12 protein-coding genes are annotated in these 25,180 nt (G+C 61.1%); 5 read left to right on the top strand and 7 right to left on the bottom strand.

Annotated features, from left to right (window positions below; all coding sequences use genetic code 11):
• Positions 1-212: 212 nt before the first annotated feature.
• The 3 genes from CLM72_RS05920 (at position 213) to CLM72_RS05910 (ending at position 3,655) form a co-directional block, all read left to right on the top strand.
• Positions 213-1,832, top strand: coding sequence for an FMN-binding glutamate synthase family protein (locus CLM72_RS05920; RefSeq protein ID WP_105225888.1), 1,620 nt, complete (start codon positions 213-215; stop codon positions 1,830-1,832).
• A gap of 12 nt (positions 1,833-1,844) precedes the next feature.
• Positions 1,845-2,129 (top strand): putative quinol monooxygenase, encoded by a 285-nt coding sequence (locus CLM72_RS05915; RefSeq protein ID WP_105225887.1) that lies wholly within the window; start codon positions 1,845-1,847, stop codon positions 2,127-2,129.
• Between the two features lie 395 nt (positions 2,130-2,524).
• Positions 2,525-3,655, top strand: a complete 1,131-nt coding sequence (locus CLM72_RS05910) for an OpgC family protein (RefSeq protein WP_105225886.1) — start codon at positions 2,525-2,527, stop codon at positions 3,653-3,655.
• A 580-nt stretch (positions 3,656-4,235) separates the two neighbouring features.
• Here CLM72_RS05910 and CLM72_RS05900 read toward each other — a convergent pair.
• A complete protein-coding gene (locus tag CLM72_RS05900) occupies positions 4,236-5,654 on the bottom strand; it encodes an amino acid permease (protein WP_105225885.1) in 1,419 nt (472 codons plus the stop codon).
• 376 nt (positions 5,655-6,030) lie between these two features.
• The gene (locus CLM72_RS05895) at positions 6,031-10,611 is read right to left on the bottom strand and encodes a hypothetical protein (protein WP_105225884.1); all 4,581 of its coding nucleotides are present in this window, start codon (positions 10,609-10,611) and stop codon (positions 6,031-6,033) included.
• 183 nt (positions 10,612-10,794) lie between these two features.
• Between CLM72_RS05895 and CLM72_RS05890 the strand changes: the two genes are divergently transcribed.
• On the top strand, positions 10,795-13,893 hold the full coding sequence (locus tag CLM72_RS05890) for a transglycosylase domain-containing protein (RefSeq protein WP_105225883.1): 3,099 nt from the start codon (positions 10,795-10,797) through the stop codon (positions 13,891-13,893).
• Positions 13,894-14,043: 150 nt separating this feature from the next.
• On the top strand, positions 14,044-19,161 hold the full coding sequence (locus CLM72_RS05885) for a dermonecrotic toxin domain-containing protein (protein WP_256595289.1): 5,118 nt from the start codon (positions 14,044-14,046) through the stop codon (positions 19,159-19,161).
• A 13-nt stretch (positions 19,162-19,174) separates the two neighbouring features.
• Here the strand turns inward: CLM72_RS05885 and CLM72_RS05880 are convergent, their stop codons facing one another.
• The 5 genes from CLM72_RS05880 to CLM72_RS05860 all read right to left on the bottom strand — a co-directional run bounded on the left by CLM72_RS05880 (position 19,175) and on the right by CLM72_RS05860 (position 24,892).
• Positions 19,175-19,657 (bottom strand): CS1 type fimbrial major subunit, encoded by a 483-nt coding sequence (locus tag CLM72_RS05880; protein ID WP_105229088.1) that lies wholly within the window; start codon positions 19,655-19,657, stop codon positions 19,175-19,177.
• A 5-nt stretch (positions 19,658-19,662) separates the two neighbouring features.
• Positions 19,663-20,421, bottom strand: a complete 759-nt coding sequence (locus tag CLM72_RS05875; protein ID WP_054922506.1) for a hypothetical protein — start codon at positions 20,419-20,421, stop codon at positions 19,663-19,665.
• A 66-nt stretch (positions 20,422-20,487) separates the two neighbouring features.
• Positions 20,488-21,735 carry a hypothetical protein gene (locus CLM72_RS05870; RefSeq protein ID WP_105225881.1) on the bottom strand — a complete coding sequence of 416 codons (1,248 nt, stop codon included), beginning with the start codon at positions 21,733-21,735 and terminating at the stop codon, positions 20,488-20,490.
• A gap of 21 nt (positions 21,736-21,756) precedes the next feature.
• Positions 21,757-24,279: a CS1-pili formation C-terminal domain-containing protein gene (locus CLM72_RS05865; protein WP_105229087.1), complete on the bottom strand. Its 2,523-nt coding sequence runs from the start codon at positions 24,277-24,279 to the stop codon at positions 21,757-21,759.
• Positions 24,280-24,391: 112 nt separating this feature from the next.
• On the bottom strand, positions 24,392-24,892 hold the full coding sequence (locus tag CLM72_RS05860) for a CS1 type fimbrial major subunit (protein ID WP_057701438.1): 501 nt from the start codon (positions 24,890-24,892) through the stop codon (positions 24,392-24,394).
• Positions 24,893-25,180 lie beyond the last annotated feature (288 nt).

Below are 25,180 nucleotides of genomic sequence, written 5' to 3'. Positions count from 1 at the left end.
AAGTGTCCTTACTTCACAGCGCCCGGTCACAACCAGACACTCAATGAATGGTGACGGGGCAGCAATACGTTCCTGATCAAGCTGATAGTTTTTTGTCGGTACAAATACGCAGAGGCTCAAATAGCTGACTGGACGATCAATCCTTGTCCGTGCTTTGTCGACAGGTGCAGAATGGTTAATCGACCTGAAGAGTCCGAACCCAAGGAAACCGTATGAGCCTGTCCTTGTTAAGCCGCTACGCCTTCTTTGCTGTGTGCGTCATTTTCACCCTCGCCAGCCTCCCCTTTATCGAACACGAATGGCTGTGGCCGATCACGCTGGTCACCGGTGTACTCAGCCTGATCGGCATTGTCGACCTGCTGCAAAGCCCCCATGCGGTGCGCCGCAACTATCCGATCCTGGGCAATATCCGTTACCTGGTAGAAACCATCCGCCCGGAAATCCGCCAGTACCTGCTGGAGTCTGACAGCGACGCCCTGCCCTTCTCCCGCGCCCAGCGCTCGCTGGTGTATTCGCGCGCCAAGAACGAAACGGCAGACAAACCCTTCGGCACCCTGATTGACGTGTACCAGTCAGGCTTCGAATTTATCGGCCACTCCATGCGCCCTGCGCCACTGAGCGACCCCAGCAGTTTTCGCGTGATGGTCGGCGGCCCGCAGTGCACACAGCCGTACTCGGCGTCGGTGTTCAATATCTCGGCGATGAGTTTCGGCTCATTGAGCGCCAACGCGATCCGGGCACTCAACCACGGCGCCAAGCTCGGCAACTTTGCCCACGACACCGGCGAAGGCAGCATCAGCCCCTACCATCGCGAAAACGGCGGCGACCTCACTTGGGAACTGGGCAGCGGCTACTTTGGCTGCCGCACCAGCGACGGCCGTTTCGACCCCGAACGCTTCGCCGTGCAGGCTCAGAACCCCCAAGTGCGCATGATCGAAATCAAGATGAGCCAAGGGGCCAAGCCCGGCCATGGCGGGATTTTGCCCAAGCACAAGGTCACCCAGGAAATCGCCGACACCCGTGGCATCATGATGGGTGAAGACTGCATCTCGCCGTCGCGTCACAGCGCGTTTTCCACGCCGATCGAGCTGATGCAGTTCATCGCTCAGTTGCGCGAACTGTCCGGCGGCAAACCCGTGGGCTTCAAGTTCTGCCTGGGCCATCCGTGGGAATTCATGGGCATCGCCAAGGCCATGCTCGAAACCGGCATCCTTCCGGACTTTATCGTGGTGGACGGCAAGGAAGGCGGTACCGGTGCCGCGCCGGTGGAATTCACCGACCATATCGGCGTGCCGCTGCGCGAAGGCCTGCTGTTCGTACACAACACCCTGGTGGGCCTGAACCTGCGCGACAAGATCAAGCTCGGCGCCAGCGGCAAGATCGTCAGCGCCTTCGACATCGCCAGCGTCCTGGCCATCGGCGCCGACTGGGCCAACTCGGCACGCGGCTTCATGTTCGCCATCGGCTGCATTCAGTCTCAGTCATGCCACACCAACAAATGCCCGACTGGCGTCGCCACCCAAGACCCGCTGCGCCAACGCGCGCTGGTGGTGCCGGACAAGGCCCAGCGCGTGTTCAACTTCCACCGCAACACGCTGCATGCCCTGGCAGAAATGCTCGCCGCCGCCGGGCTGGAGCATCCGTCGCAGTTGTCGGCCAAGCATTTGGTACGTCGGATGTCGGCGACGGAGATCAAGCTGTTTTCGCAGTTGCATGTGTTCCTAAAGCCCGGCGAGTTGCTCACCGGGGAAGTGAACGGCGAGTTTTATTCGCGGATGTGGCAGATGGCGCGGGCGGACAGTTTTGAGCCGCATGAAATCGCTGCTGCCTGACGGAGGCCTGCCATGTTGAAAGTCATCGCTGAAGACTTTATCAAGCCCGAACATTTGGAAACCGTGCGGCCCTGGTACGCTGAACTGGTGGAAAAAACCCGCCAGGAACCGCTGTGCATCGCCTACGATCTGTTTGTCGATCAAAAAGACCCCGGGCACTTCGTCTTTATCGAACAGTGGCCTGATCAGGCAGCGCTGGATGCGCATTGCCAGACCGAGCACTTCACCCGATTGGTACCCCAGATCAATGCGTATCAGGCCAAACCGTGCAGGGTCTTGCTGATGGACGCTTTCTGAGCATACCCACTGCTCGCTGAACCGGCCCACCGACGGCATCGTTGAAACAAGGAAGTTCACGTGCCGTTATTGAAATTTGTCGCCATTGTGCGCCGCGTTAACTCTTTCGGAGAAATCACCTCCCAACGCGACAGAAAAAACCGCATGCGCAGATGGGCCCTAACCATCCCCAGGGTTAGGCCACCCATGCAGGTCATGAGCAGCAACTAGCGGCCCAAGGAAACCGGCATACCAAGCGTAAAGAGGTGGCAGGCAGCCCACACACAACTGAGACATTCAGTAATACCCAGCCTTTGCAATTGCTTACAAATTCCGCCAACCTCCGCCCGCCCGACGTGCGGCGACGCCCGCGCTCACCTATCGTCATTCAACAACTTGTTCAAGAGCCCGCTGCCATGCTGAACGGACGCGACCCGCGCATCGACTTTTTTCGGGGCCTGGCGTTGATCTTCATTTTCTGGGATCACGTGCCCCACAACCCTCTCGCCAACATCACCGTGCAGAACTTCGGGTTCAGTGACGCCGCGGAAATCTTCGTGTTCCTGGCCGGCTACGCAGCCGTGCTGGCCTACGGCAAGATTCTGCAGCGCGAGGGCTATCTCTTCGCCTGCCTGAAAATCCTGCGTCGGGTGTGGACGCTCTACGTGGCGCATATTTTCCTGTTGGCGCTGTTGATGGGCATCGTGGTTTTCGCCAACAGCCATATCGAGACCCGCGACCTGGTGCAGGAGATGGGCCTGGGGCATTTTCTCGGCAATACCCAGCAGGCCTTGATGGATGAATTGCTGCTGCGCTTCAAGCCCTACCTCACCGACCCGTTGCCGTTGTACATCGTGCTGATTCTGAGCCTGCCGCTCACCCTGCCACTGCTGGTGTATGTGCCCAACGTGATGGTGGCGATCTCGGTGGCGGTGTACCTGCTGGCGCCCTGGCAGGGCTGGAATTTGCCCGCGAGCAACGGCGGAGTGTGGTACTTCAACCCCATCACCTGGCAATGCTTGTTCATCCTCGGCGGCGCAGCCGCGTTGCGCTCACCCAGCCGCGCCGAAGCGCGGCCGTTGCTGCGCCAACCCTTGTTCGTGGCCGCTGCGCTCTACGTGTTGGTGACCTGTGTGATCACCTTGTCTTGGCGCTGGCCCGAGGTGCATGACGCCTGGATGCCACGCGTGATTGGCGAATGGCTGTACCCCATCAGCAAGACCGACCTGTCCCCGGTGCGCCTGCTGCACTTCCTGGCATTGGCCTACGTCACCGCCAAATTGCTCCCCGACGTCGGCTGGACGCAGCAGTGGCTGGCCCTGCAATTGGCGAGGATGGGGCGTTACTCCCTGGAAGTGTTTTGCCTGGGCGTGGTGCTGGCGCCACTGGCCGACATGCTCAATGCCATGGCCGGCGACAGCCTGGCGATCAAGTTATCCACGGCCTTGGCGGGCGCTGTGTTGATGGGCTTATTGGCGGCATGGCTGGACCTGAACAAGCGCCTGGACCAACGCTACGCCAGCCGCGCCGTCGTCACGACTACATAGTTAGCGACGCCGCCGGACACCGGGATGGCAACTGAACCACCGCTATCGCAGCATAGGTATCTACACAACTTCGGCACGACGCTAAATCTGTGGCGAGGGAGCTTGCTCCCGTGACGGCCTGGCAGCCGACACAGATATAACTGATGCCCCGCGATCCAATGTGGGAGCTGGCTTGCCTGCGAAGACGGCCTGACAGTCAACACAGTTGGACCGTGTACATATCCATTGCTGCGGTAACGGCCACTTAGGGTTCCGCCCTGACGGCGGCTCACTTTGCAAAAGCGGCAAAGTAAGCAAAACGCTCTTGCCCCACCACTCGGCACCTCGCTTAGGCTCGGTGTGCCCGTAATCCGCCAGTGATTTGGGGGGCCGCCGCCACGCGCCATCCATGGCGCGGGGCGGCTAAACCGGCATCCCTGCCGGTTTACCCCCCAAATCCCTGTCGAATTCCGGCCAGCGTGGTTTAACGGGGCGCCTAAGATCAAAAGCAGATCAAGAGCGGCTCGCTTCGCATCGTGGTTACCGTTGAGCTAACAGAGTTATGTAGATACCTATGGCTATCGCAGGCAAGCCCGCACATTTAAACGGAGCGGGTCGCGCCGCTATTGGCGACGGCGGGCTGCAACTTGAATACGTAGTACAACACGGTCAACAGCACCAGGAACGCAGGCCCGACATACAGCGCCACACGGGTCTCCGGGAAGTACGCCATCAGGCCCACCACCAGCACCAGGAACGCCAGAGCCAGGTAGGAGCTGACCGGGTACAGCCACATGCGGTACTTGAGGGCCGCCTGCTCCGCCGGGCTCAAGCCTTTGCGGAATTTGAGCTGGGCCAGCAGGATCATCAGCCAGGTCCAGATCGCGCCGAAGGTGGCGATGGAGGTCACCCATACGAACACCTGGTCCGGCACCAGGTAGTTGAGCAACACGCCCAGCAGTAAGGCAAAGATCGACAGCAGCAGCGCTTTACGCGGCACGCCATTGCTCGATGTCGTGCCGAACGTCGCCGGCGCCTGGCCGTTCTGCGCCAGGCTGTAGAGCATACGCCCGGTGCTGAAGATGCCGCCGTTGCAGGACGACAGCGCGGCGGTGATCACCACGAAGTTGATGATGCCCGCGGCGGTCTTGATGCCCAGACGTTCGAAGGTCATCACGAACGGGCTGCCCTGGGTGCCGATTTCATTCCACGGGTAGATCGACAGGATCACGAACAGCGCGCCCACGTAGAACAGCAGGATGCGCCAGAACACCGAGCCGATGGCGCTGGGAATGGTCTTCTGCGGGTTACGCGCTTCACCGGCAGTAAGGCCGATCATCTCGACGCCCAGGTAGGCGAACATCACCATTTGCAGGGACATCAACACGCCCTGCACACCATTGGGCATGAAGCCGCCATGGGTCCACAGGTTGGAAATGCCCAACGCCACGCCGTCATTGCCGAAACCGAAGGCGATGATACCGACGCCGCCGATCACCATGGCAATGATGGTGACGATCTTGATCAGCGCGAACCAGAACTCGAACTCACCGAACGCCTTGACCGCGATCAGGTTGATGGTGCCCATGCTGATCAGCGCCGCCAGTGCCCAGATCCAGCGTGGCGTGTCGGGGAACCAGACCCCCATGTACACCGCTACCGCGGTAATTTCTGCGACGCAGGTCACCAGCCACAGGAACCAGTAGTTCCAACCGGTGAGAAAGCCTGCCAATGGACCGAGGTAATCCTGCGCATAGCGGCTGAACGAACCGGCCACCGGGTTGTGCACGGCCATCTCTCCGAGGGCGCGCATGATCACCAGGATCGCCAGACCGCCAATGATGTAGGAGAGCATGATCGCCGGGCCGGCCATTTCGATGGCCTTGGCCGACCCCAGGAACAGCCCCACACCGATACACGCGCCGAGCGCCATCAGGCGGATATGCCGTTCGCCGAGTTCGCGTTTGAGCGGGCCGCCTTGAGCGGTCTCGCCAGGGGGCAGTGGTTTGCCGACAGGCATAGGAATACAACCTCATTTTGTTATTGGATTTAGCCACCGAGCCTGGGCGTATCCGCGGATGGGCTGATACACCGGCTGGACCGGACTCGCCTCATGGGCAAATCCGCCTGGTGCGACTCACGCGCACAGGTCAGCGGGCGTGCAGTATAAAAAGCTAACGTCAGGTCTTTTCACTCAATAAACAGGGAAATTTGGCGATAAGCCCCGAGAAAAACCGCTTGGGCGGTGCAAGCACCAAGCGTCTAGATCGGCCTTCCCGGCGCAAAACGGCGCAGAGTATTGCATAACCGGTCAGGATCGGGACACCTGGGGGCAAGCACATGAAGGCGCGGTTCTGCACCCCGAGGCCGTTCAAATGTGGGAACCGGCGTGCCGTTCAGTCCACACTGAAAAACAAACGTCTGGCCAGCAGCCGGGAAATGCTCGCACGGTCGATGTCCAGGGTTTGCTGCACGCGCCCGGTCTGGCCGCTGCGCATTCGGGCGAACGCCTGGGCTTCAGCTTCGGCCTGGGCCTGGCGCCCCAGGCGCTGCTGCTCGGGGCTTTTGATGTGGGCGGCGGTGTAGTGATCGTCCGGGCCCAGGCGGGTTCCATAGTGAAAGTGCGCGTAACACAGCGGCTGCGCCGTTTGCGCATCCTGCACAACATAGACTTGCAGAAAATCCACGGTTTTGCCCTTGAGGCGTACGCGGGCACCTTGTCGCTGGATGCGCACCTCATTGAGCGCGTGCAGGAAATCGACATCTTCGGCCCGCGTCAGCTTGAGTTTGCTGGCCCGGACGCGGGCCTCGACACCCGCCGCCTCCAGGCGCGTCGCCGCGGCCCGCAAGTCGCTGGCCCGCACCCTGGCGTTGGCCTGCTGGGTGGCGGCCAGCCGTGAAACGTCCAGGCTGCGTAATTTTCTGTCGATATCCGCCGCCACCATGCGCCGACTGTTGGCTTGCGCCGCCAACAGGGCTTGCAGGGATTCGGGCTCACACCTGTCAGACATGCCTTGCACCTTCGCAATCGCGTTGTCGACGCCTGCCAACAGCCGCAGGCCCTTGTTCACCAGCGCTCCCAGTTGCGGGTTGGCCGTACGGGGTTTGGCCGGCGGTTCTACCGCTTCCCATACGCCGTCGTCGGCCTCGGTGAAGGTGGCGATCACACTGCCCTTGTCGTCCACCAACTCTGCGGTGCCGGTCGGGCCTTTGACCCGGGCCACATACACATCGCGGTTGCGCGTGCGGATGACCTTTTTTTGCCGCGAGCCTGCCGCGTCTGCCTTGACCGACACCACGCCGGGGGCGGTGTCCAGCAGGTCAGCCAGTTGCTCCTCAACCTGACGGTGCAGGCCAGACAGCAACGTCTGGAGTTTTTGCAGATTGGCCAAGTCAAAGGTGTCCGGCGCCATGGCGCGCCAGAACTGAATGTGGTCGTCGGTGAGCGCATAGATGCGCCCCAGGCTTTTGAGCACTTCTACACGTTCTTCCCGCGCGATGGAAAGATGCTCCAGGTCCGCCAGGGAGCGGCTGGCCCAGCGGGCACGATTGATCACCTGGTTCAAGCTGTCAAAAAACTCCCCCTCCAGCGGTGGGCCTTCGATATCAATGGTGATGCCCCACAGTGTGGTCACTTGCAACGCTTGCAAATCCAGGACCGAAGGCCGTGCAGCCAAGTCATTTTGCAGCTCGCGGGCCTTGTTGCGCCCAAAGCGCGGCACCGCCTTGAGTTGGTCAATATAGGTTTTTTCCAGCGTGCGCCAGCGAATCGCCGCCTCCTCGGCTGCCACTTGCTCACGCATGTTGCGGTCCAGGTCAGCATGGGCCTGGCGATTAAGATCGGAGCCGGCTTCGTCCTCACTCTCATCTTGCAGGACATCGAGCAGAGGGCGGATGCGCGCATTGATCTGAAGCATCTGCTCACGCGTGTCGGCATCCAGTAATTGCAGGCCCAGAATCAGCGATTCCAGCACTTCACAAAGCTCTTCTTCATACCGAGGCCGTGGCTTGATCGCACGCAAACGCATCAGCAATTGCAGCTCTTGTTGCGAGGAGGTCACCTTATTCTGCATTTCCTTGCGGTAGCGTTCCTCAAGTTGCGCCAACTGTGCCTCGGTAACCTTGCCCTTTGATTCGCGCGCCAGCTTACGCGCCACGATCATGGCTGCACCGGCCCTGTCACGTGCGCGCCCAGCATCGCGATATTGCTGTTCAAGGCTCGGCTCGGACACTTCAAGTGCCTGCAGCTCGGCTTCGAGCGCGGAATCTGCATTGCCCCCTGGCAAGTGCAATCGCGCATCAAAATCCCAATACCCGTCACCCAAGGATTTCAACCAGGGACCTTTCTCGCGGCCATCGGCGCTGACGACCCGCACCGCATTGGCCTCGTCCACCACCCGGTACACGTGCCCGCGTACCAAGGCATGCCATTGCGGTGGTGAAAAGGAAGTGTCATAGACCAAACCCTGGCGCGGGCCGCTTTGCTCGGCCTTGCTCCATTCTCCGGAGAAAACCCTGAGGCTCAGGCGGCGTGCCCGAGCATTCTGCGCGGTGGTCAGGTCTTTACGCGCATTACTCCAACGGATCGGGGTGTGGAACATTGCAGGCACGGGGACACGAACGGGCACCGACGCGGCGGGCTCGGCGTGTGCCAACGGCGCAAAGACGGGGTGCTCCAGTTGCAGCGCCTGATGGGGGGCGTGGGGCGTGGCCTGGTGCGCAAGAATTGCCATCAGGTTGCTCAGTACATCCGTAACGGCTTTGTTCCTGGCCTGTTCATCGTCGCTGGCCAGGTCCTGAATATCCTGCTGCAGGCTGTCGACCAATTGCACCAGCCATCCGCCCAATTGCAACGGCCCGCTGGTCAACGGCAGGACACTGGCAAACAACAGCCAACCTACCTCTTTCATATGGGCCCAGCGTTGTTCGGCGTTCGATACCGATTGCCGGTCAGCCAGGGCAACCAGAGCCTTTGCCGTGCCGTTGAACACCAGGGTGCAGGGGCCTTGCGTGCCCAACTGTTTGTGCAGTTGCGCCGCCGGCGGTTTGTCATACACGCCGAACTCATCGCCAGGCAAAAAGCGACGGATATGCGGTTCATTGAAACCGCCGTTGGCGTAGACCGCCTGGCGTGCCGGAGCGATCCAGGTCAACACGCTGTCCTGTAATGGGCCTGGCGCCTTGATGGCCTCGAACAACGCTTGGATCGACGCGTACTCCTGCAACATCGGTTCGAGCAATGGCCGGTACAGCAGGTGCGCGCCCTCCTGCCCTGCAATTGGGCCAATGATGAAGTGCGCGGTCACCTCATCGGCGTCAGCAGCCGCCGAAGCCTTGAACGCCAGCGGCCACAGCGCCATTGCCTGGCCCTGTACCGTACGATCGGCCAGACGCGATTGCAACGCAGCCTGCACGCGCCTGAAGCCATCCAGCGTCAGGCCGTGCTCGTCCTTGATCTTCAGTTCCAACGCCAGCATCGGCAACTGCACGCGTAATTGGCGCTTGAACAACTGCAAGCGCCGAGCGTTTTCGGTTGGATCATCCAACAGCTTTCTTTTCAACAAAGCCGGATAAGCCTGGCCGACGTCAGCCGTTTGCACACACCCGCTCAGCAGGTCGTAAGTCAACCAACCGGGCGCCGGGGCGTCGTTCAACGTGATGCTGGTGACGGTGTGCGGGAACCCGGCCAGGTTTTCCAGCGCCAGTTCGGTCAGGCTTACGGTGATCAGCTCGACCTCACCCGCTATGAAACCTCCCGGCACCGGCACTGCGGCGGCAATCACGCGTTTAAAGGTCAGCTGGACATCGGCAGGCAGCACTTTGCGCGCCGCGGGTTGCGCGTGCAGGCAAGTTTTGAGCGCGTCATCGGCAAACTGACGGATCGAGTCGATACCGTCGAGATACTGTTTTCCGCCATTTTGCTCGCGGGCCAGCACCAGGGCCTGGAGCAGGCGCGCATAGGCGATGCTGTCTTGCTCGTCGGCGTGGGCCAGCCACAGCGGCATGGCGCTGCGCAGCGCTTGCTGACGTGCGCCCAGGCTGGCGACGAACCAGCGTCGCGGATCGGTGATGTAGTCGAGCAACGCCTGATGCTGCCCCGGTGCAAGTGCCAGGCTGCGGTCAATCCGGTCGATATCGCGCAGTTGACGTGCCAGGTAGCTCGCGGCCAGGGCGTCGAACGGATCGCTGTCAACGTCCTTGGCAAACCATTGCTCTACGCGCGCGCCCTCAGCAAAAGCCGGCAACCACGCAGCGATTTCGTCCTCGTCGCGCAGCGGGTGCAGGCCACTGGCCGGACTGAACAGCAAACGCTGTTGCCCGTGAATAAGGACCAGCACCGGCAGCATCTCGACGGGCGGCCCCGCCAGGTAAACCGCCTGCACGCGCAATGCATCGCCGTGGGCGCTCCACTCGTTATCCGGGCGAATCGGATGCAGCAGGGTTTTGGGGAACAGTGTGGCGAATTGCTCCTCGCTGTATCCCGGCGGCTTGGGTGAGTCATATAGCAGTGTCAGCAGGTCATCCGACAGGTAGCCCCAGCGCGTCATGTTCACCGGCAACTCTTCAGACCACCAGGCTTGCAGGCGTTGCACATAGGTCCTCCACAGCAGCGCGCCGCAACGGTTGATCAGCCGTTCCAGTTCAACCAGGCTCGGGCCACCTTCCACAAACACCTCGCGCACCCGTTGGGCGACCACGTGATAGTCCGCCACCAACAACACCGGGCCGGCGAGGGCCAGGCGTTGCAGCAGCCACTCGGACAAGGCCTGGTAAACGAGGCTACCGTCAGTGTCGGCGGGCGCAGCGATATAAATCAGACCGGCCTGCCATCTGTGTTCAGCAAAATGCTGGTCAAGGTAGGCCTGGGCGCTTTCTTGCGCTACCGCCAGCAATGACGGCGGTTCGCGAAACAACGTTTCGATTTGCTCGCTCGTGATGAGGCGCTGTGAGTCGGCTGGAGGGGTGGAAGCGGTCATGTTGATACTCTGAGGGCAGTTAAAATCAAACGCTAACCGCCGCCGCGCGACCCGCTGACCTAGACAATTAACGCCTGCCATGACGCGCTGTGTGCTGCCCCGTCGACAAACTTCGTAGGCAAGGCAATTCGCGTCTACGCTTCAGACAAGTCCGATCAATCTGTATGAATGGATCAATCGACTATGGGCGCACTGTGGCAAACCGACTCGCACCAGGCTGAAGCCGACAGCCCGTCACCCGCCCCATTGCCGAAAAAATTCAGAACGCCTCGGCCATGGCGCCGGCTGTTCTGGCTGATCCTGCTGCTGGTGCTGCTCGCCCTGGGTTTTGCCGTGTTGCGCGAGATGCACAGCGCTCGCTGGCAAGCTCGCACCCTCAGCCAATGGGCCGCGCAGTTGACCTACCGCGTCGAACCCGGAGCCAGCGATGCGATCCTGTACCCCGGCGCAGGGCCCTTCGATCAGCGCCTGGGCTACAGCGCCCTGGGCGACTTCCTGACGCGCCTTCTCAAGCGTAATTACGTGATCGAGTCCCAGGCACGCTTCTCCGCGGCGCTGATGAACTACAGCCGCCACGGCCTTTTTATCCCCTACGCAGAAAAAATCCAGGCCGGGCTGAGCATCACCGATTGCCGCGCCGCGCCGTTGTATCAGTTCAACTACCCGACACAGTTGTATGCGCAGTTCAGCGACGTGCCAGCGTTGATGGTGCATAGCCTGCTGTTTATCGAAAACCGTGAGCTGCTCGACCCGCAGCCGGCCCAGGCCAACCCGGCGGTAGACTGGCCGCGATTTGCCAAGGCCGCCTGGTCGCAGGTGGCGCGCCAGTTGCACCTGCCAGGGCAAACGGCGGGCGGCAGCACCCTGGCCACGCAGTTGGAAAAGTACCGTCACTCGCCGGACGGCCTCACTTTGTCGGGTAGCGAAAAACTGCGCCAGATGCTCTCGGCCAGCGTGCGCGCCTATCAGCACGGCCCCGACACCCTCGTCGCGCGGCAGAACGTAGTGCGCGACTACCTCAACAGTGTGCCCCTGTCAGCAGTGCCCGGCCACGGTGAGGTGCATGGCATGGCCGAGGGGTTGCGGGTTTGGTACGGCGCCGACTTCAACCAGGTCAACCGCGCCCTGGCCGACACCACGAACACCGCGCCCAGCCTGGCGGCCCGTGGCCTGGCGTTGCGCCAAGTGTTGTCGCTGATGATCGCCCAGCGCCGCCCGTCCCACTACCTGACCAAGGGCCGCGATGAGCTGGCGCAGTTGACCGACAGTCACCTGCGACTGCTGGCGCAACAGGGCGTGATCTCGCCCGGATTATTGAAGGCAGCGCTGGCCAGCCAGGTCACCTACCGCGACTGGCAGCAACAACCGACCACCCAGAAGATCGAGGCCAACAAAGGCATCAGCGTGGCCCGCAGCCGCCTGGCCGCGCTGCTCGATCGCCCGCTGTACGACCTCGACCGCCTGGACCTGTCCGCCACCAGCACCTTGCAAGGCCAACTGCAGGAGCAGATTACCGCCTACCTCAAGCAACTGGCCGACCCGGCCTATGCCAAAGAGATCGGGCTGCTGGGCGAGCGCTTGCTCACCCCCGCCAGCACGCCGCAGGTGCGCTACAGCTTTACCTTGTTCGAGCGCACCGCCGACAGCGCGCGCGTGCGGGTGCAGACCGACAACACCGACCAGCCGTTCGACATCAACGAGGGCAGCAAGCTTGAATTGGGTTCTACCGCCAAGTTGCGCGTGCTGACCACCTACCTGCAAATCATCGCCGAGCTACATGAGCGCTACGGCGCATTGGCGCCAGCAGCGTTGAAAAAAGTCGAGGTCGCCGAGCAGGACCGCCTCAGCCGTTGGGCCGTGGACTACCTGCTGCAAAATCCCGGCAAATCCCTGGCAGACATGCTCGAAGCGGCCTTGGACCGCACCTATTCGGCCAGCCCCGGCGAGCGCTTTTTCACCGGTGGCGGCCTGCACCGCTTCCATAACTTTCGTAACCAGGACAACGGTCGCAACCCGAGCCTGCGCGATGCCCTGCGCGAGTCGATCAACCTGCCGTTCATCCGCCTGATGCGCGACCTGGTGCGCTACGTCACCTACACCAGCGCCAACAACAGCGCGCAGTTGCTCAAGGACGACAGCGAGCCACGCCGCCAGGAATACCTGGCGCAATTCGCCGACCGCGAAGGCACCGCCTTCTTGCTAAAGTTCTGGAAGAAGTACCAGAAAAAAGACACCCAGGCGCGCCTGGAAACCTTCCTCGACAGTCTGCACCCCACACCGATCCGCCTGGCGGCCGTGCACCGATACCTGCTGCCCGACGCCAGCCGCGAGAGTTTCAACAGCTTCCTGCGTGCGCGCCTGGCGGGAACCAAAGGCCAGCAGACACTCACCGACAAACGCCTCGACACGCTGTACGACAGCTACGGCCCAGGCGCCTATGACTTGCCTGACCAGGGCTATATCGCCAAGGTGCACCCGCTGGACCTGTGGCTGATGGGCTACCTGCTCAACCATCCGGACGCGACGTTCAGCGAGATCGTCAAAGCCAGTCAGTTCGAACGCCAGGAGGTTTACAGCTGGTTATTCAAAAGCCGCCATCAGAGCGCCCGCGACGGGCGTATCCGCACCATGCTGGAGATCGAAGCGTTTCTGGAGATTCATCAGCGCTGGAAGGCGGTGGGCTATCCGTTTGATCATCTGGTGCCATCGTTGGCGACCGCCATCGGCAGCTCCGGCGACCGCCCGGCAGCGCTGGCCGAGTTGATGGGCATCATCCTCAATGACGGCGTACGCATTCCGGTGCTGCGCATCGACAGCCTGCACTTTGCCGCCGGTACGCCCTATGACACCCGCCTGATCAACGCCCCCGACCGCGCCCGCCGAGTAATGCCTTCCGAGGTGGCGACGGCCCTGCGCGGCGCGCTCTCCCAGGTGGTCGATGCCGGCACCGCCAAACGCGTCGCCGGCAGTTTCAAACACGCCGACGGCACACCGTTGGCCATGGGCGGCAAGACCGGCACTGGCGATAACCGTATCCAAGCCATCGGTGCCGGCGGGCGCATTCTCAGCTCCAAAGCGATCAACCGCACCGCCACCTTTGTGTTTTATATCGGCGAGCGCCACTTCGGCACGCTCACCGCCTTCGTGCCCGGCAGTTCAGCGCAGGGTTTCACCTTCACCTCGGCGCTGCCGGTGCAGGTGCTCAAAGGCATGGCGCCCCTGTTGATGCCATACCTGCAAGGCAACGAGCAGAACGCCTGCGTGAGCAGCACCGGTAAATAAGCGTGCAACGCAAAGTGCGATGTAGTGGTTATGTATGCCTGGCCTTTCATGGGCGTGATTAGGGTAGGTCAGGTCATCTGACTTACAGGCAACCCAACCATGTTATTCGAGCCCCCCTACCCGCACGCTGCCAGCCACGCAGAAAAGGGTATGCATTTTGATTTGATCCAGCGTTCAGTTCCCGAATGGCTCAGCACCAGCACACTCACCCGCGTACGCGCATTGCAGGCCGCCAGCCCTTTCGTCTATACCCGGCTCAAGTCGACCGTTCCTCTTGCAGACACGGTGTCCAAGGACGCCCTGGCCAAGCAATGGACCGCCAGGAATGATCTGGATGACCATTTCAAATACCTGAAGGACGTGTACGCATTCGCCGAGCCCCTGCTAAAAAATGCCCTGCGTGAATACGGCAACATTGATGTAAAAAATACGTTTATCCGGCTTTATGCGCCCGCCAAAAACAGCTGGTGGGTCATCGAGGCAAACAAAGGCGTGACCAGCCGCACCGTGTCGTTACTGGATGCCGCACTGCATAACTTTAGCGCCAACGAGCAGTTCGCCGACTATGCATTCCTGGCCAAAGCCGACGCCCTCGGGCAGCAGAACATCCTGACGTTCACCTCCAGCAGCAGTGGCCAGCCCCTGACCGCGCAAGGTTTCAAAAGCCTGTGTCGCACCCTCGATATCGGCCGGCAGTATCAGACGCGCTTATTGAAAATCCTGGGTTTCGACAATCAGGTACAGGCCGATAAGTTACGGCTCAAGGTTATTGCCTGCGACAAGGCTTCACTGAAGAACGCCGCCTGCATCGCCTGGTCGCAACAGCACCTCCAAGCGGATGCCCGACGCCTGATTCTGGATATCGTTGAGGGCAAGCCCAAGCCGACGCTGGATGGCATCGCGGTGGCGTATTACAACCTGAGCCTGCTCAATGCCCGCCTCAGCGGTATTGTGCTGATTGCCGCGCCACAAGGCCACGACAAGCACATCGAACGCCTGATCGCCTACGTGCCCGAAGACCCCGAGCACCCGTTGAAGGAGTACGCTTCGCCGATCGAACTCATGAACGAACTGACACGCCAGCTGCGCGACAGCACCTCAACCGGCGAGGCAACCGCTCAACCCTCTTACCGGCAGTTTTTCAGTCAATTCATCGACCATAAACAACGTGGGCATTTTTTTGCCGAGCTGCAAAATCGTCTGTTCAAGGTGCAATGGCATCAAAAGAATCGCACCGACAGCGGACCCACTTGGCGAACCATCGCGGTCGACACGCCGCAGTTACACTTCAGCGTGCAAAACATCTTCGACGACCATCACAACCGCCCGCCCACCGGCCATTCCGAACCCGATACGCTGTGGCATTACCTGTACCGGGTCAAAGTCAATAAAGTCGTCAACGACAGCCGTGAGCTGGCCATCAGCACCGCCTACGCCGACCTGATGGCACGCTGGGCCTGGTGGGACAACCTGGGCAAGATCCTTTCGGATATCTTCAATGCCGCGTTGCTGGTGGTCACCCCGTTCGTGCCGTTCCTGGGAGAGTTGATGCTCGCCTACACCGCCTACCAGGTGGCCAGCGATGTCTTCGAAGGGATCGTTGACTGGGCGCAAGGCCAAGGGCTGGAGGCCATCGGGCATGCCATGGATGTGGTGGAGGCGCTAGTGCAAGCAGGCATTTGGGCGGGGGCCGGCAACATCGGCCAGGCCATCACCCTCAAGCTGTCGCCCTTCGTCGAGGGCCTGCACCCGGTGACACTGGCGGGCGGTGAACATCGCTTGTGGAACCCCGACCTTTCGCCCTATCAGCAGAACATCAGCCTGCCCCAAGACATCACCGCCGACGCACAGGGCTTGTATCAGCACTCACAGAAACACTGGCTGGCCCATGGGGGCGAACACCTGCATGTCAAACCTGACCCCCATCTGCCCCTCCATCGCATCGTGCACCCCAGCCGGCCAGATGCTTATCAACCCAAAGTGCACGTCAACGGCACCGGTGCCTGGGTGCATGAAGGTGAACAACCGCGCAGTTGGAATGATCACACGCTGATGCGCCGCATCAGCCCCGCGGCCCGTTCGCTCACTGCCGAGCAGCTCGAACAGGTCCGTGTCACCAGTGGCAGCGAGCCCGATCATCTACGCCACATGTACGTGCGCAACCAACCGACCCCGCCACTGCTGGCCGACAGCCTCGAACGCTTTCGCGCCGGACGGTTTGCCGAAGAATCGGCCGACAAGATACGCACAGGCCAGACACTCGAACCCTATTCCTACTGGTTCGAACAGGCCGTCACCGACCTGCCCGGCTGGCCGTCAAGCAAAGCGCTGGAGGTGTTTTACAACAGCGACCTGAGCGGCGAGTCGCGTAAATACGGCGATGGCGCCGCAGCACCCGCCGACACCCTGCGTATCAGCCTGGCCGACGTAATGGCTGCCAAACTGCCGGAGCGCGTGCTGGGTTTTCTCGACGAGCAGCAGGTCAATACGCTGCTGGGCGAAACCCTGCCGCAGGCCGAACAGGCCCAGGCGTTGCGCAATAAACTCGCGGACTACGTCGACGGCTTTGGTGGGCACCTGGCCAAAAGTTACTACCAGCTAGGCCAAGTCAGCAGCGACCCGCATGTAGCCCTGTTACGCCAGAGCTTTCCCGAGCTGGCGCTGAGCAATGCCAACGCGTTGCTCAAGCAGGCCTGGCCTGAAGAAACCAGGGTGATGACAGAGGAACAGCGCCTGCCCCTGCGCCTCAGAAGTCTGGCTCGGGAGTTTGACTTCGACAGCCAGGCCTGCCGTGCCGTCGAAGGGCTTTACCCGCCCCGGCAACCCTCGGCGCAAAGCGAGCGGTTGGTGCTGAACACCTTACGTCTACACAGCGACGTCTTCAGCGGGCTGAAAATCGACATACGGGACAACAGCCCCACCGGTCCTTTGCGCTGCAGTGTGGGCGAAGCCGACGCGCTCCAGACCCACACCCTGGTGCGCAACGCAGACGGAAACTATGCAGTGTTCGACGCCGATGCCAAGCCGTTGAACCCTGCCACCACGCTGTACGAGTGCCTGCTCGGGACCCTGACGCAAGACCCGCAACGCACGCCGCCCTACGCGGTTGGCGAAGGTGAGCAACTGCGCCAATGGGTAATCGAACACAATCAGGCACCGGCCGAGCGACGCCTGGCCTTGGCCGAATCGCCGGTGCGGATGCGGCCTGACCCTGAGACCGAAGTACTCCTGGGCGGCGGCGCATCCTGCAAGATGTCTCACACGGACAGCTACGATATGCAGCCCAAAACCATTGAAGAGCGCATCAAGCAGTTGCTGCCCGCCATGAGCAGCGAAGCCGTTCGACGCTTATCGATCACGCTGGGTACAGCCGAAGGCGAGCAGACACTGGCGCAGATGGAGTCGCAAAAGCAGCAACTGTTCCAACAGCTCGATGCCTACATCAAAGGCCCGACACGCTGGGAAACCACCCTGCTGGAACCGGAAGTACGCAAACGCCGTGGGATAGTCGCCAGCCGCCTCTACGACGGCTGGAGCAATGGCCTGACGGTTCACTTGGACGAAAGCTTCGAACATCGGGGTGGTATCGCTCTCGATTTGTTCAACACCGCCATGCCCGACGAACTGCCCACCCTTAATGTGCCCCTTAACCACATCAGTGACCTGGACTTGCGCGGTTGCGAATTTTTGGATCGCCACGCCGCCTTTCTCGACAACTTCCCGCATCTGCGCGACCTGGACTTGAGTCATAACCAGCTCACCCAGTTGCCGGCGAACCTCGGCAAGCTCAAACGCTTGCGACGCTTGCATCTGGAAGGCAATGCCCTGGTACTGGACGATGCGGCCATAGCAACACTTGGACGGCTCAAGCGCCTCAAACAGCTTGAAATGGCCGGTAACCCGCTGGGGCGCGCGCCGGATATCAGCCAAATGCCGGCCTTGACCTGGCTGAACCTGCGCAATACACAAATCAAGGAGTGGCCTGCCGGGCTGGTGGGCCAGTCCCGTGCGCGCGGATTCCAGCTGGACGTGAGCGAGAATGCGATCACCCAGTTGCCCCACGTCACTCCTGGCTCGGATGACGCCGACATCATCGCCCGCACGCGGCTGGACCAGCACCGGCTCACATCGGATTTTCAGGACCTGCTCGCCGAATATCGCGAATCGGTGGGGTTGGACCCGCTACGCGCCTATGCCCCTAAAGGCGAGAGCGAACCCTGGCTGACCTACCTCAAGCCAGAAAAGCGCGAGCGCTATCGACAACTGTGGGATGAAGTTGAAAAGGAACCCGGCTCCCAGGGCCTGTTTGAAGTGATCAAATCCCTGGAGGAGCCGGATGAGTTTCAAGCTGACGAAGATCGCCTGGCCTACCAGAGCAATCACCCTGAGCTGAGCCGGCGGGTATGGCGCCTGCTGCGGGCGGTCGAAGCCGACAGCGACCTGCGCGAACGCGTATTCAAGGACACCCGCTACCCCGGATTATGCCCCGACGCCGGCGCGCTTATTTTTCAGAAACTGGGCGTCGAAGTGCTCGCCAGCGAAGCCCATAGGACCAGCACATCACCCGAGGAACTTGAGGCCCGCCTGGCGGTGCTGGCCCGTGGCGCCGCGCGCGATGCTTACATGGGCAAAGCCATTGGCGAAGACATCGCCCACCGCCTCAAACCCAAGGATCAGGGCGGGCTGGGACAACGGTTATGGTCGCAGGTCATCGACGGCGAGCATGGGGAAGTCGACGAGGCCGGTATTCATCTGGCCTATCGCAGTACGCTGGCAGACCGGCTGGATCTACCGTGGCTGTCCACCCATATGACTTACCGCACACTCGCAGATGTAACCCCGGCGCAGATCGAAAAGGTGGCCGCCGCGGTAGCCCGGTTGGAAGAAGGTGATGGGCTGGTGAATCAGATGCTTTTGGACAAAGGTTGGGAACGTTACCTTGAGCAGCAGAACCCCACCGCCAAATGGAACAATGACAACACCTTCGACCTGAAGTACCAGCAGCTCGATGAATTACAGGCGCTGCAAGCGCAATACGCTCAGGCGCAGGACCTGCCGCAAACCGATCGGCAAGCGCTGCGACTAAAACTGCGCGACCTTGCGCGGGCCCTGGAGTTGGACGAAGCCAGCGTGTTGTCCGGCAACCCCATGAGTGCCGCCCAGTACGATGCCACACTGAACGAGCTGGGGTACCGTCACAACCAGTGGCTGCGAGACCTGACTCATGCGGCGCTGAACCGGGCCGGGACACGCAAGAACCGAGGGTAATGGGCCCGAGCGGTCAAGGCGCCAGAAAATCAAACATCAGGTGCACCGTGCCGTAGTAGGACCCGCCCTGGTATCCACCCTGCGGCTCGATCGGAGTAATCTCCAGCTCGACGCGCCGGCCCATGCCCGCCTCGTCAGCGCTGAGTATCTGGGTCGAGTCCAGGGTCAAGGGCACCCGGTTGAACAGAACGTGCAAATCAATACGGTCGCGGCCGCTCAACAGATAGGGCACGTCCCCCAGCCGCGCGGCTACGCCGCCATTGAGGTTTTTCACGTCGAAGTTCTTGCGCAGGCGCCCGAGCCTGGAGGTCGCCAGGTCCCATGCCAGTAGTTGGTCCTGCGCCATCCAGTCGGGTTCGGAGGGCAGCACATAGGCTTCGTGGATCGGAATGGTGACCGACACATCAAAACTCTGGCGTTCCTGAAGCGCCTGTACCGGCGCGCCGATGAATAACGTTGCGACCAGCCCCGCCCATACCGTCAGTTGCTTGAACATTGTCATCACCCGTTGCTGTTGACCGTCATCGGTGTTTTGTCGCGGCCTTCGATCATCTGGAAGCGGTATTCACGTCCGGGCTTCTTCTCAAGCTGCCATTGGCGCCCCGGCAAAATGTGGTGCTTGGTGGTGGCTTCGCAGTCGGTTTTTTTCGCCGCTGAGCAGTCCCGGAACTCATCGAGCACCACCACGCTGTTGCCGGCGTTGCGCAGGGTGTACTGGTCGGCGGTCTCGACGACCTTCGTATCGAAGCGGGTGTCCTTGGGCCGCACGAAAAACACCGTGCCGTAACCGGCCATGACGTTGACGCCGGCGGCGAGATCTTTTTTGTACTCGTCGCGCTCGGCGTCGGTCACCGCGAAGTCGTCTTCCTTCTCCGGCACCACCGGGATGAAACGCACCCGGAAGTAACGCTCCTTGTCGCGCTCGCCCATGTACAGCAAGCGAGTGCCCTGGCGCCCGCCTGCCGGAACAATCAACCGCGCCGGGCTGGCCATCAGGCCGTCGCGGCTGGTGGCGGCACCCTTGTCATCCGTCAGGGAGGCCACCGGAATTTCCCTGGACGTGCCGTCGGCGTTATAGACAATTTCCAGCACATTGACCTTGATAAAGGCGGTGCTGGTGCCGCCGTTGAACACCCGCTTGAGGTAAGAACTGCGGTCGCCCTCCAGGTAGTCATACACCACGCCGACATTGATCGCCGGCCCGGCCTGCGCCGCCAATGACATCAGCAACAGCCCAGCCCCTAACACTGCATGTTTCATGTTTGATTACGCCTTATTGATTGAACGCGGCCCACCACAGGGAGCCGATATGCGAGCCGGGCTCGCCTAGACTTCCGAATCCCAGATCACCGTGGCCACGCCGGAATAGGTGCTGCCGGGTTTCTTGAGCATGTCGGCGACGTCATCCTTGCCCACCTCGAAATGCAACTTGCCCTCGCGGTTGTTCACGTACTGCAACGGCTGGAACAGTTCGGTGCCGACGCCGTCGAGGCGCAGGGGCAGTTTGTTCACGCCCTGGTCGTGCTGATCACGCAAGCCATAGGGCAGGCTCACGGCGACTTGAAGCGGCACTTCGTCACCGTCGTTGTTGCGCAGGCCGCAGGTGTTGCCGATCACCAGCCCGCATTCAAGGGTCATCTTGAAACGTGAGCTGGCGGAGATTGCGAAGGTCTGGTCACGCCATAGCCGCGACGGGCGCCGCCCCTGGTTGAGCCAGGCTTGCCAGCCGCCTTCGGGTAACAGCTCGATGCGATTGCCGCCCGCCGGCAGGTCAATCTTGAGCACGTGCTCCACCGACAAGATGAAGTTGAAGGTCAGGGTGTTTTCGTCGGGGATCATGGTGGTGCCGAAATCCATATCGCCGCCCGGGCCCATGGTGTAAGTGATGGAACCCTCATAAGTACCAGCGTCCATACCCAGAGGGTTTGGTGTCTTGAGTTCGTAGCCGTACTCAAGCGTGCTGTAGCTCATCCGCCCGATTTCCATACCATTTGTAACGCTGCAGGCTCCGGCGTTCTCTGGAACGATCCAGAAAAAAAGCGCATACGCTTGTCCCGCCGCCATGTAATTGATCGGCAAGCACGGTGCCGGCGCCCCTCGCCAATAAGTGTTCCAGCCCACACCTGGCGTGGCCCAGCCGGACACACCCGGTGGATAAGAGACATTCCACCGTCCCCCAATACCTGCAATGCGCATCTGTACCGTCTCCGCACGACCGGTGACGGTATGAGTCACTTGCAGATCGCGAAATGCCGAGGGCACCTTGAAATAGGCGCTCTGGCGCGGATCCTCCGGAAACGCCGGTATCGGCCCATTGGAATAGGCCCGGAACGAACTGTTACGGATACTGAAGGTATTGACCGCCTCGCACCTGGCTGGAACGTGCCAGGGACACAAGCCACTTTGCGGCGTGGTGTTGACGAATTTATTGCTCGTTGGGTTGGCCGGATCGGGGCGAAACACCGCCGTGATCTGCTCGACGATAGCCAGGGCCGGCAAGCTGTAGGTAGCGCCCAAAACCAGCGCGAATGCACAGAGCCCCAAGCGTTTTTTCATTGCGGTAATCAAGGTCATGAACTCCCGTTTCAACCGCCGTCAACCGGCGGTTTCGCCCTTGTGGTTAGCTTCGGCCAGCGTGTCCGGTGTGCAGCGCAGATCACCGATCATCAACACGTCGTTTTCATCCGGCGCAGTGCTCGGGTCCAGGCGGAACTGGCAGAGCAACTGGTTCTGGTAGCGCACCTGCAGGGTCGGCGCGCTGGCGCTCATCTCCATGGAGAAGAACCCGTCCACTTCGCTGACCCCACGGCTGGCGTGATTGATTACGTGATGGCCTTTAAGCGGCGCGCCGCGTTCATCCAGCAGGCGGCCGAGTACGGTGACGGTTTTCATCACGGTGATCTTGCGGTAGTCCACGCCGCCCTTGTTCAGGTGGTAACTGGAGCGTGCGGGCTGGATGTTCGCCGCCGGCGGGTGGTTGCCTTCGAAGTCGAAGCTCACGCTGCTGCTCTTGTAGGCCGAGACCGGCACGTAGTTGCGCCCCGGACGCAGTACCGCGCTGCCGCCGCCCAGGTCGTCGGCGCGCAGGGCGATCTCGTCGAGGTCGGTTTCCACATCGATGATCATCCCCGCGCCGTTGCCCTGGTACTGGCTGCTGAGCAGCATTTTCCCGGCGCCCGCGACGAAGGTGCTGTTGAGGTTCAAGCCACCACTGAAATCGCCATTGAAGGAGCTGCGCTGCACAAAGCCGTCGCCGCTGACCACGTCGGTACTGAAGTTGGCCATGCCTGACAGGCCGACGCCGTAGGTATCAGTGATCGCCGTGGCCGAGACACTTTGCAGCACATGGTCGGTGAGGTTCTGGCGATACGTGATCGACGCATTGTTATCGCGGCCGCCATCACGGGCGGTGCGGGTGCCGATGCTGCCGGAAATCTGCCGGCCTTCGCTGCCCAGGTTCACGCTCAGGCTCACATCCACGCCACGGTTGCGCTGGTCATTGGTGCCGGCGCTGCCGGGGCGGTCGAACACCGAGAAACGCCAGTTGGCATCACTGCCGAAAAAGCTGTCGTGACGGCTCCAGCCCAGGTCCAGCCCCGCACCTTCTACGTTGCCTTGGCTGTGGGACACCCGCATGTTCAAGGTGTTTTTCGCATCAAGGCGATGGTTGACCGACAACGCCGAATTGCTGGCCTGGCCGACAAAGGTGTTACGCCGCAGGCGCGTGCCGTCGGGCAGGGTTTCGTAGGTGTCGCGGGTGTCGAGCCAGCTGCGGCTGTGACTGAACACCAGGTTGGTCGCGCCGAAGCTGTAGAGCCCTTGCAGGTCAAGGCCGGTGCCATGTTCACGGGTTTGATAAACATTGGCATAGAGGCTGGTGTTGTCGGCAACGGTCCAGTCCACCGAGCTGCCATATTGCAGTTGCTCGCGCACCTGGCGGGCCGACAGGCCAAGAATCACCCGTGGGTGCAGCAGGTAATTGAGCGACGCGCCGGCCGTCACCGCACCTGAGGCTTGCTCGTCCCAGTTGCTGAACAGCTTGGTTTCGCGCCCGGCGAACAGGTTGTAGCGCCAGCGGTCTTCGGCGTTGCGCCAGTTACCGGGCTTGTACACCAGCTCCTGGGTAGTGCTGGTGGTGAGGCCGTCTTCCACCAGGCGTACTTCCACTTCATAGATACCGCCGGGCAGTGGCCGGGTGTCCAGCGTTTGCAGGCCGGCGGCCACGGCCTGGGTGTTGATCAGCAAGCCGTTGCGATAGATCTCTACCGCTGCCTGACGGTTGGCGGTGACGTAGATCGGGTACACGCTGGGCTTGGGGTTGTTGATCGCCAGGCTGTCGGAACTGCCGTACATGATGCCCAAGGCGGTGTCAGGGCTGGCGCCGAAGCTGCGCAGTTGACGGGTCAGGCCATCGGAATTGGGGGTGAAGTGGCCAAGGCGAAAAAACTGCCCCTCCAGTTCACGCTGGGTGTACAGCTCATGAATCGCGTGGCGCATGGGTTGGTCATTACCACTCTGGCGCGCCAGTTGCAGGTTGAACACCTGGCTCCAGTTGCCCACGCTGGAACTGGCTTGCAAACCATAACGGCCGCCGAGGCTGTCTTGCTGACCGCCATTGAGGTTGAGCTGGTTGTTGATGATCAACCCCAGGCTGCCGCCGTCGGGCTGGTCGTAAAAGCGCGGGGCTTCGCTGCTCAGTTCAACGTCCTGCGTGAGGATCGATAACTGGGAGCTTTCCAGATTGTAGTAAGCAGAGATCATCTTTTGCGGGCAAGACTGGGTACAGGCGCCCAACGCCACGCCTTTTTCCAGCAGGCCTTGCCAGGTGTCGCGGGTGGCAGCCGGCACCTTGCTATCGCCGGTGTCGGTGAATTCGAGCAGGGTGACGCGGTCGTCCCGGGACAGCACGATCAGCGCTTCGCCAAGCAGTTGGTGGTCCAGGTCTACGCGCACCGCCAGGGGTACATCGAAAAAGTGATCGGCAAAGCCTGCGGGCAAGCCTTGGGCCTGAGTGATCAGGCTGCCGGGCGTGGCTGCACCGGAAGCAGCAGGTGCCGCCAGCGCACTCGTACATATCAGCAGCGCAAGCGCAGCCGCGATAGGCGTCATCGGGAACATGAACGGATACTCTGAATGCCAGGAGACCAGAATCGAAAACCAGGCCGGCGAACGGAGGAGGAATTCGCCGACCTGAAAAGTCATGCCCGCGCCAAGCGGGCATTGATTGGCATCAAGGCCCTACTGGCAGTACCGCGTCGAAGACCACTGGCATCACGGAGGTGTACGAACCGCGCTGCGTCGCCGAAGGCTTGGCTGCGACGATGCGCATCTCCGCACCTACGCCTGGGGTGGAGTCGGCTTCGTTGACCACTTCCTGTGGGGTGCCGGTCAGGGTCACGCCATTGAGGGTGGTGGTGAGCGGGATGTTCTGGCTTGGGTCACCGTTGAACAGCACGGCCGGGCCGCCTTCGATGTAGGCGTGAACCGAACCATTGGTGTTCTTGATGTCGTAGATGGCGCTCAACGGCGCCAGCTCACCGCTGACCAGGTTGTAGGTCATGGTTTCATCGCGACCCCAGTTCGGGTCACGCGGCTGGGCGTGGAACACGGTAGTCGGGATGGTGGCCTTCATGTTGACGGTGTGGCTGGCTTCACCGGCAGCAAAAGCTGTTACCGAGGAGGACAGCGCCATAACAGCCAGGGGAACAGCAATCGCGAACTTCTTGAACATGGTCAATACCTGTAGTTATCAACATTGAGTGATTCGTCGCCAAGTAACCGCCTTAACAACGAACGCGCTGCCGTTAGTTGCAACGCCAAACAATGATCAACTCAAAATAACAGTAGGTATGCAGGCAACCTCTCACACCTGCGTAGCCCTATTAATCAGGGCTTGAGAGAAAAACATGGCACTTTGCCAAAACTTTCAAAGTAGCTGTAAGAACAAGACTACAACACAAAAAACAGGGCCAACCAAAAGAACTTTCGCTCAGAAAAATACCACAAACAAGCTGCCGGA

The sequence above is a fragment of the Pseudomonas sp. MYb193 genome, assembly GCF_002966775.1.
Lineage (GTDB): Bacteria > Pseudomonadota > Gammaproteobacteria > Pseudomonadales > Pseudomonadaceae > Aquipseudomonas > Aquipseudomonas paracarnis.
The sequence above is the reverse complement of the archived record's forward strand: the minus strand, read 5'-3'. Positions and strand labels throughout refer to the sequence as shown.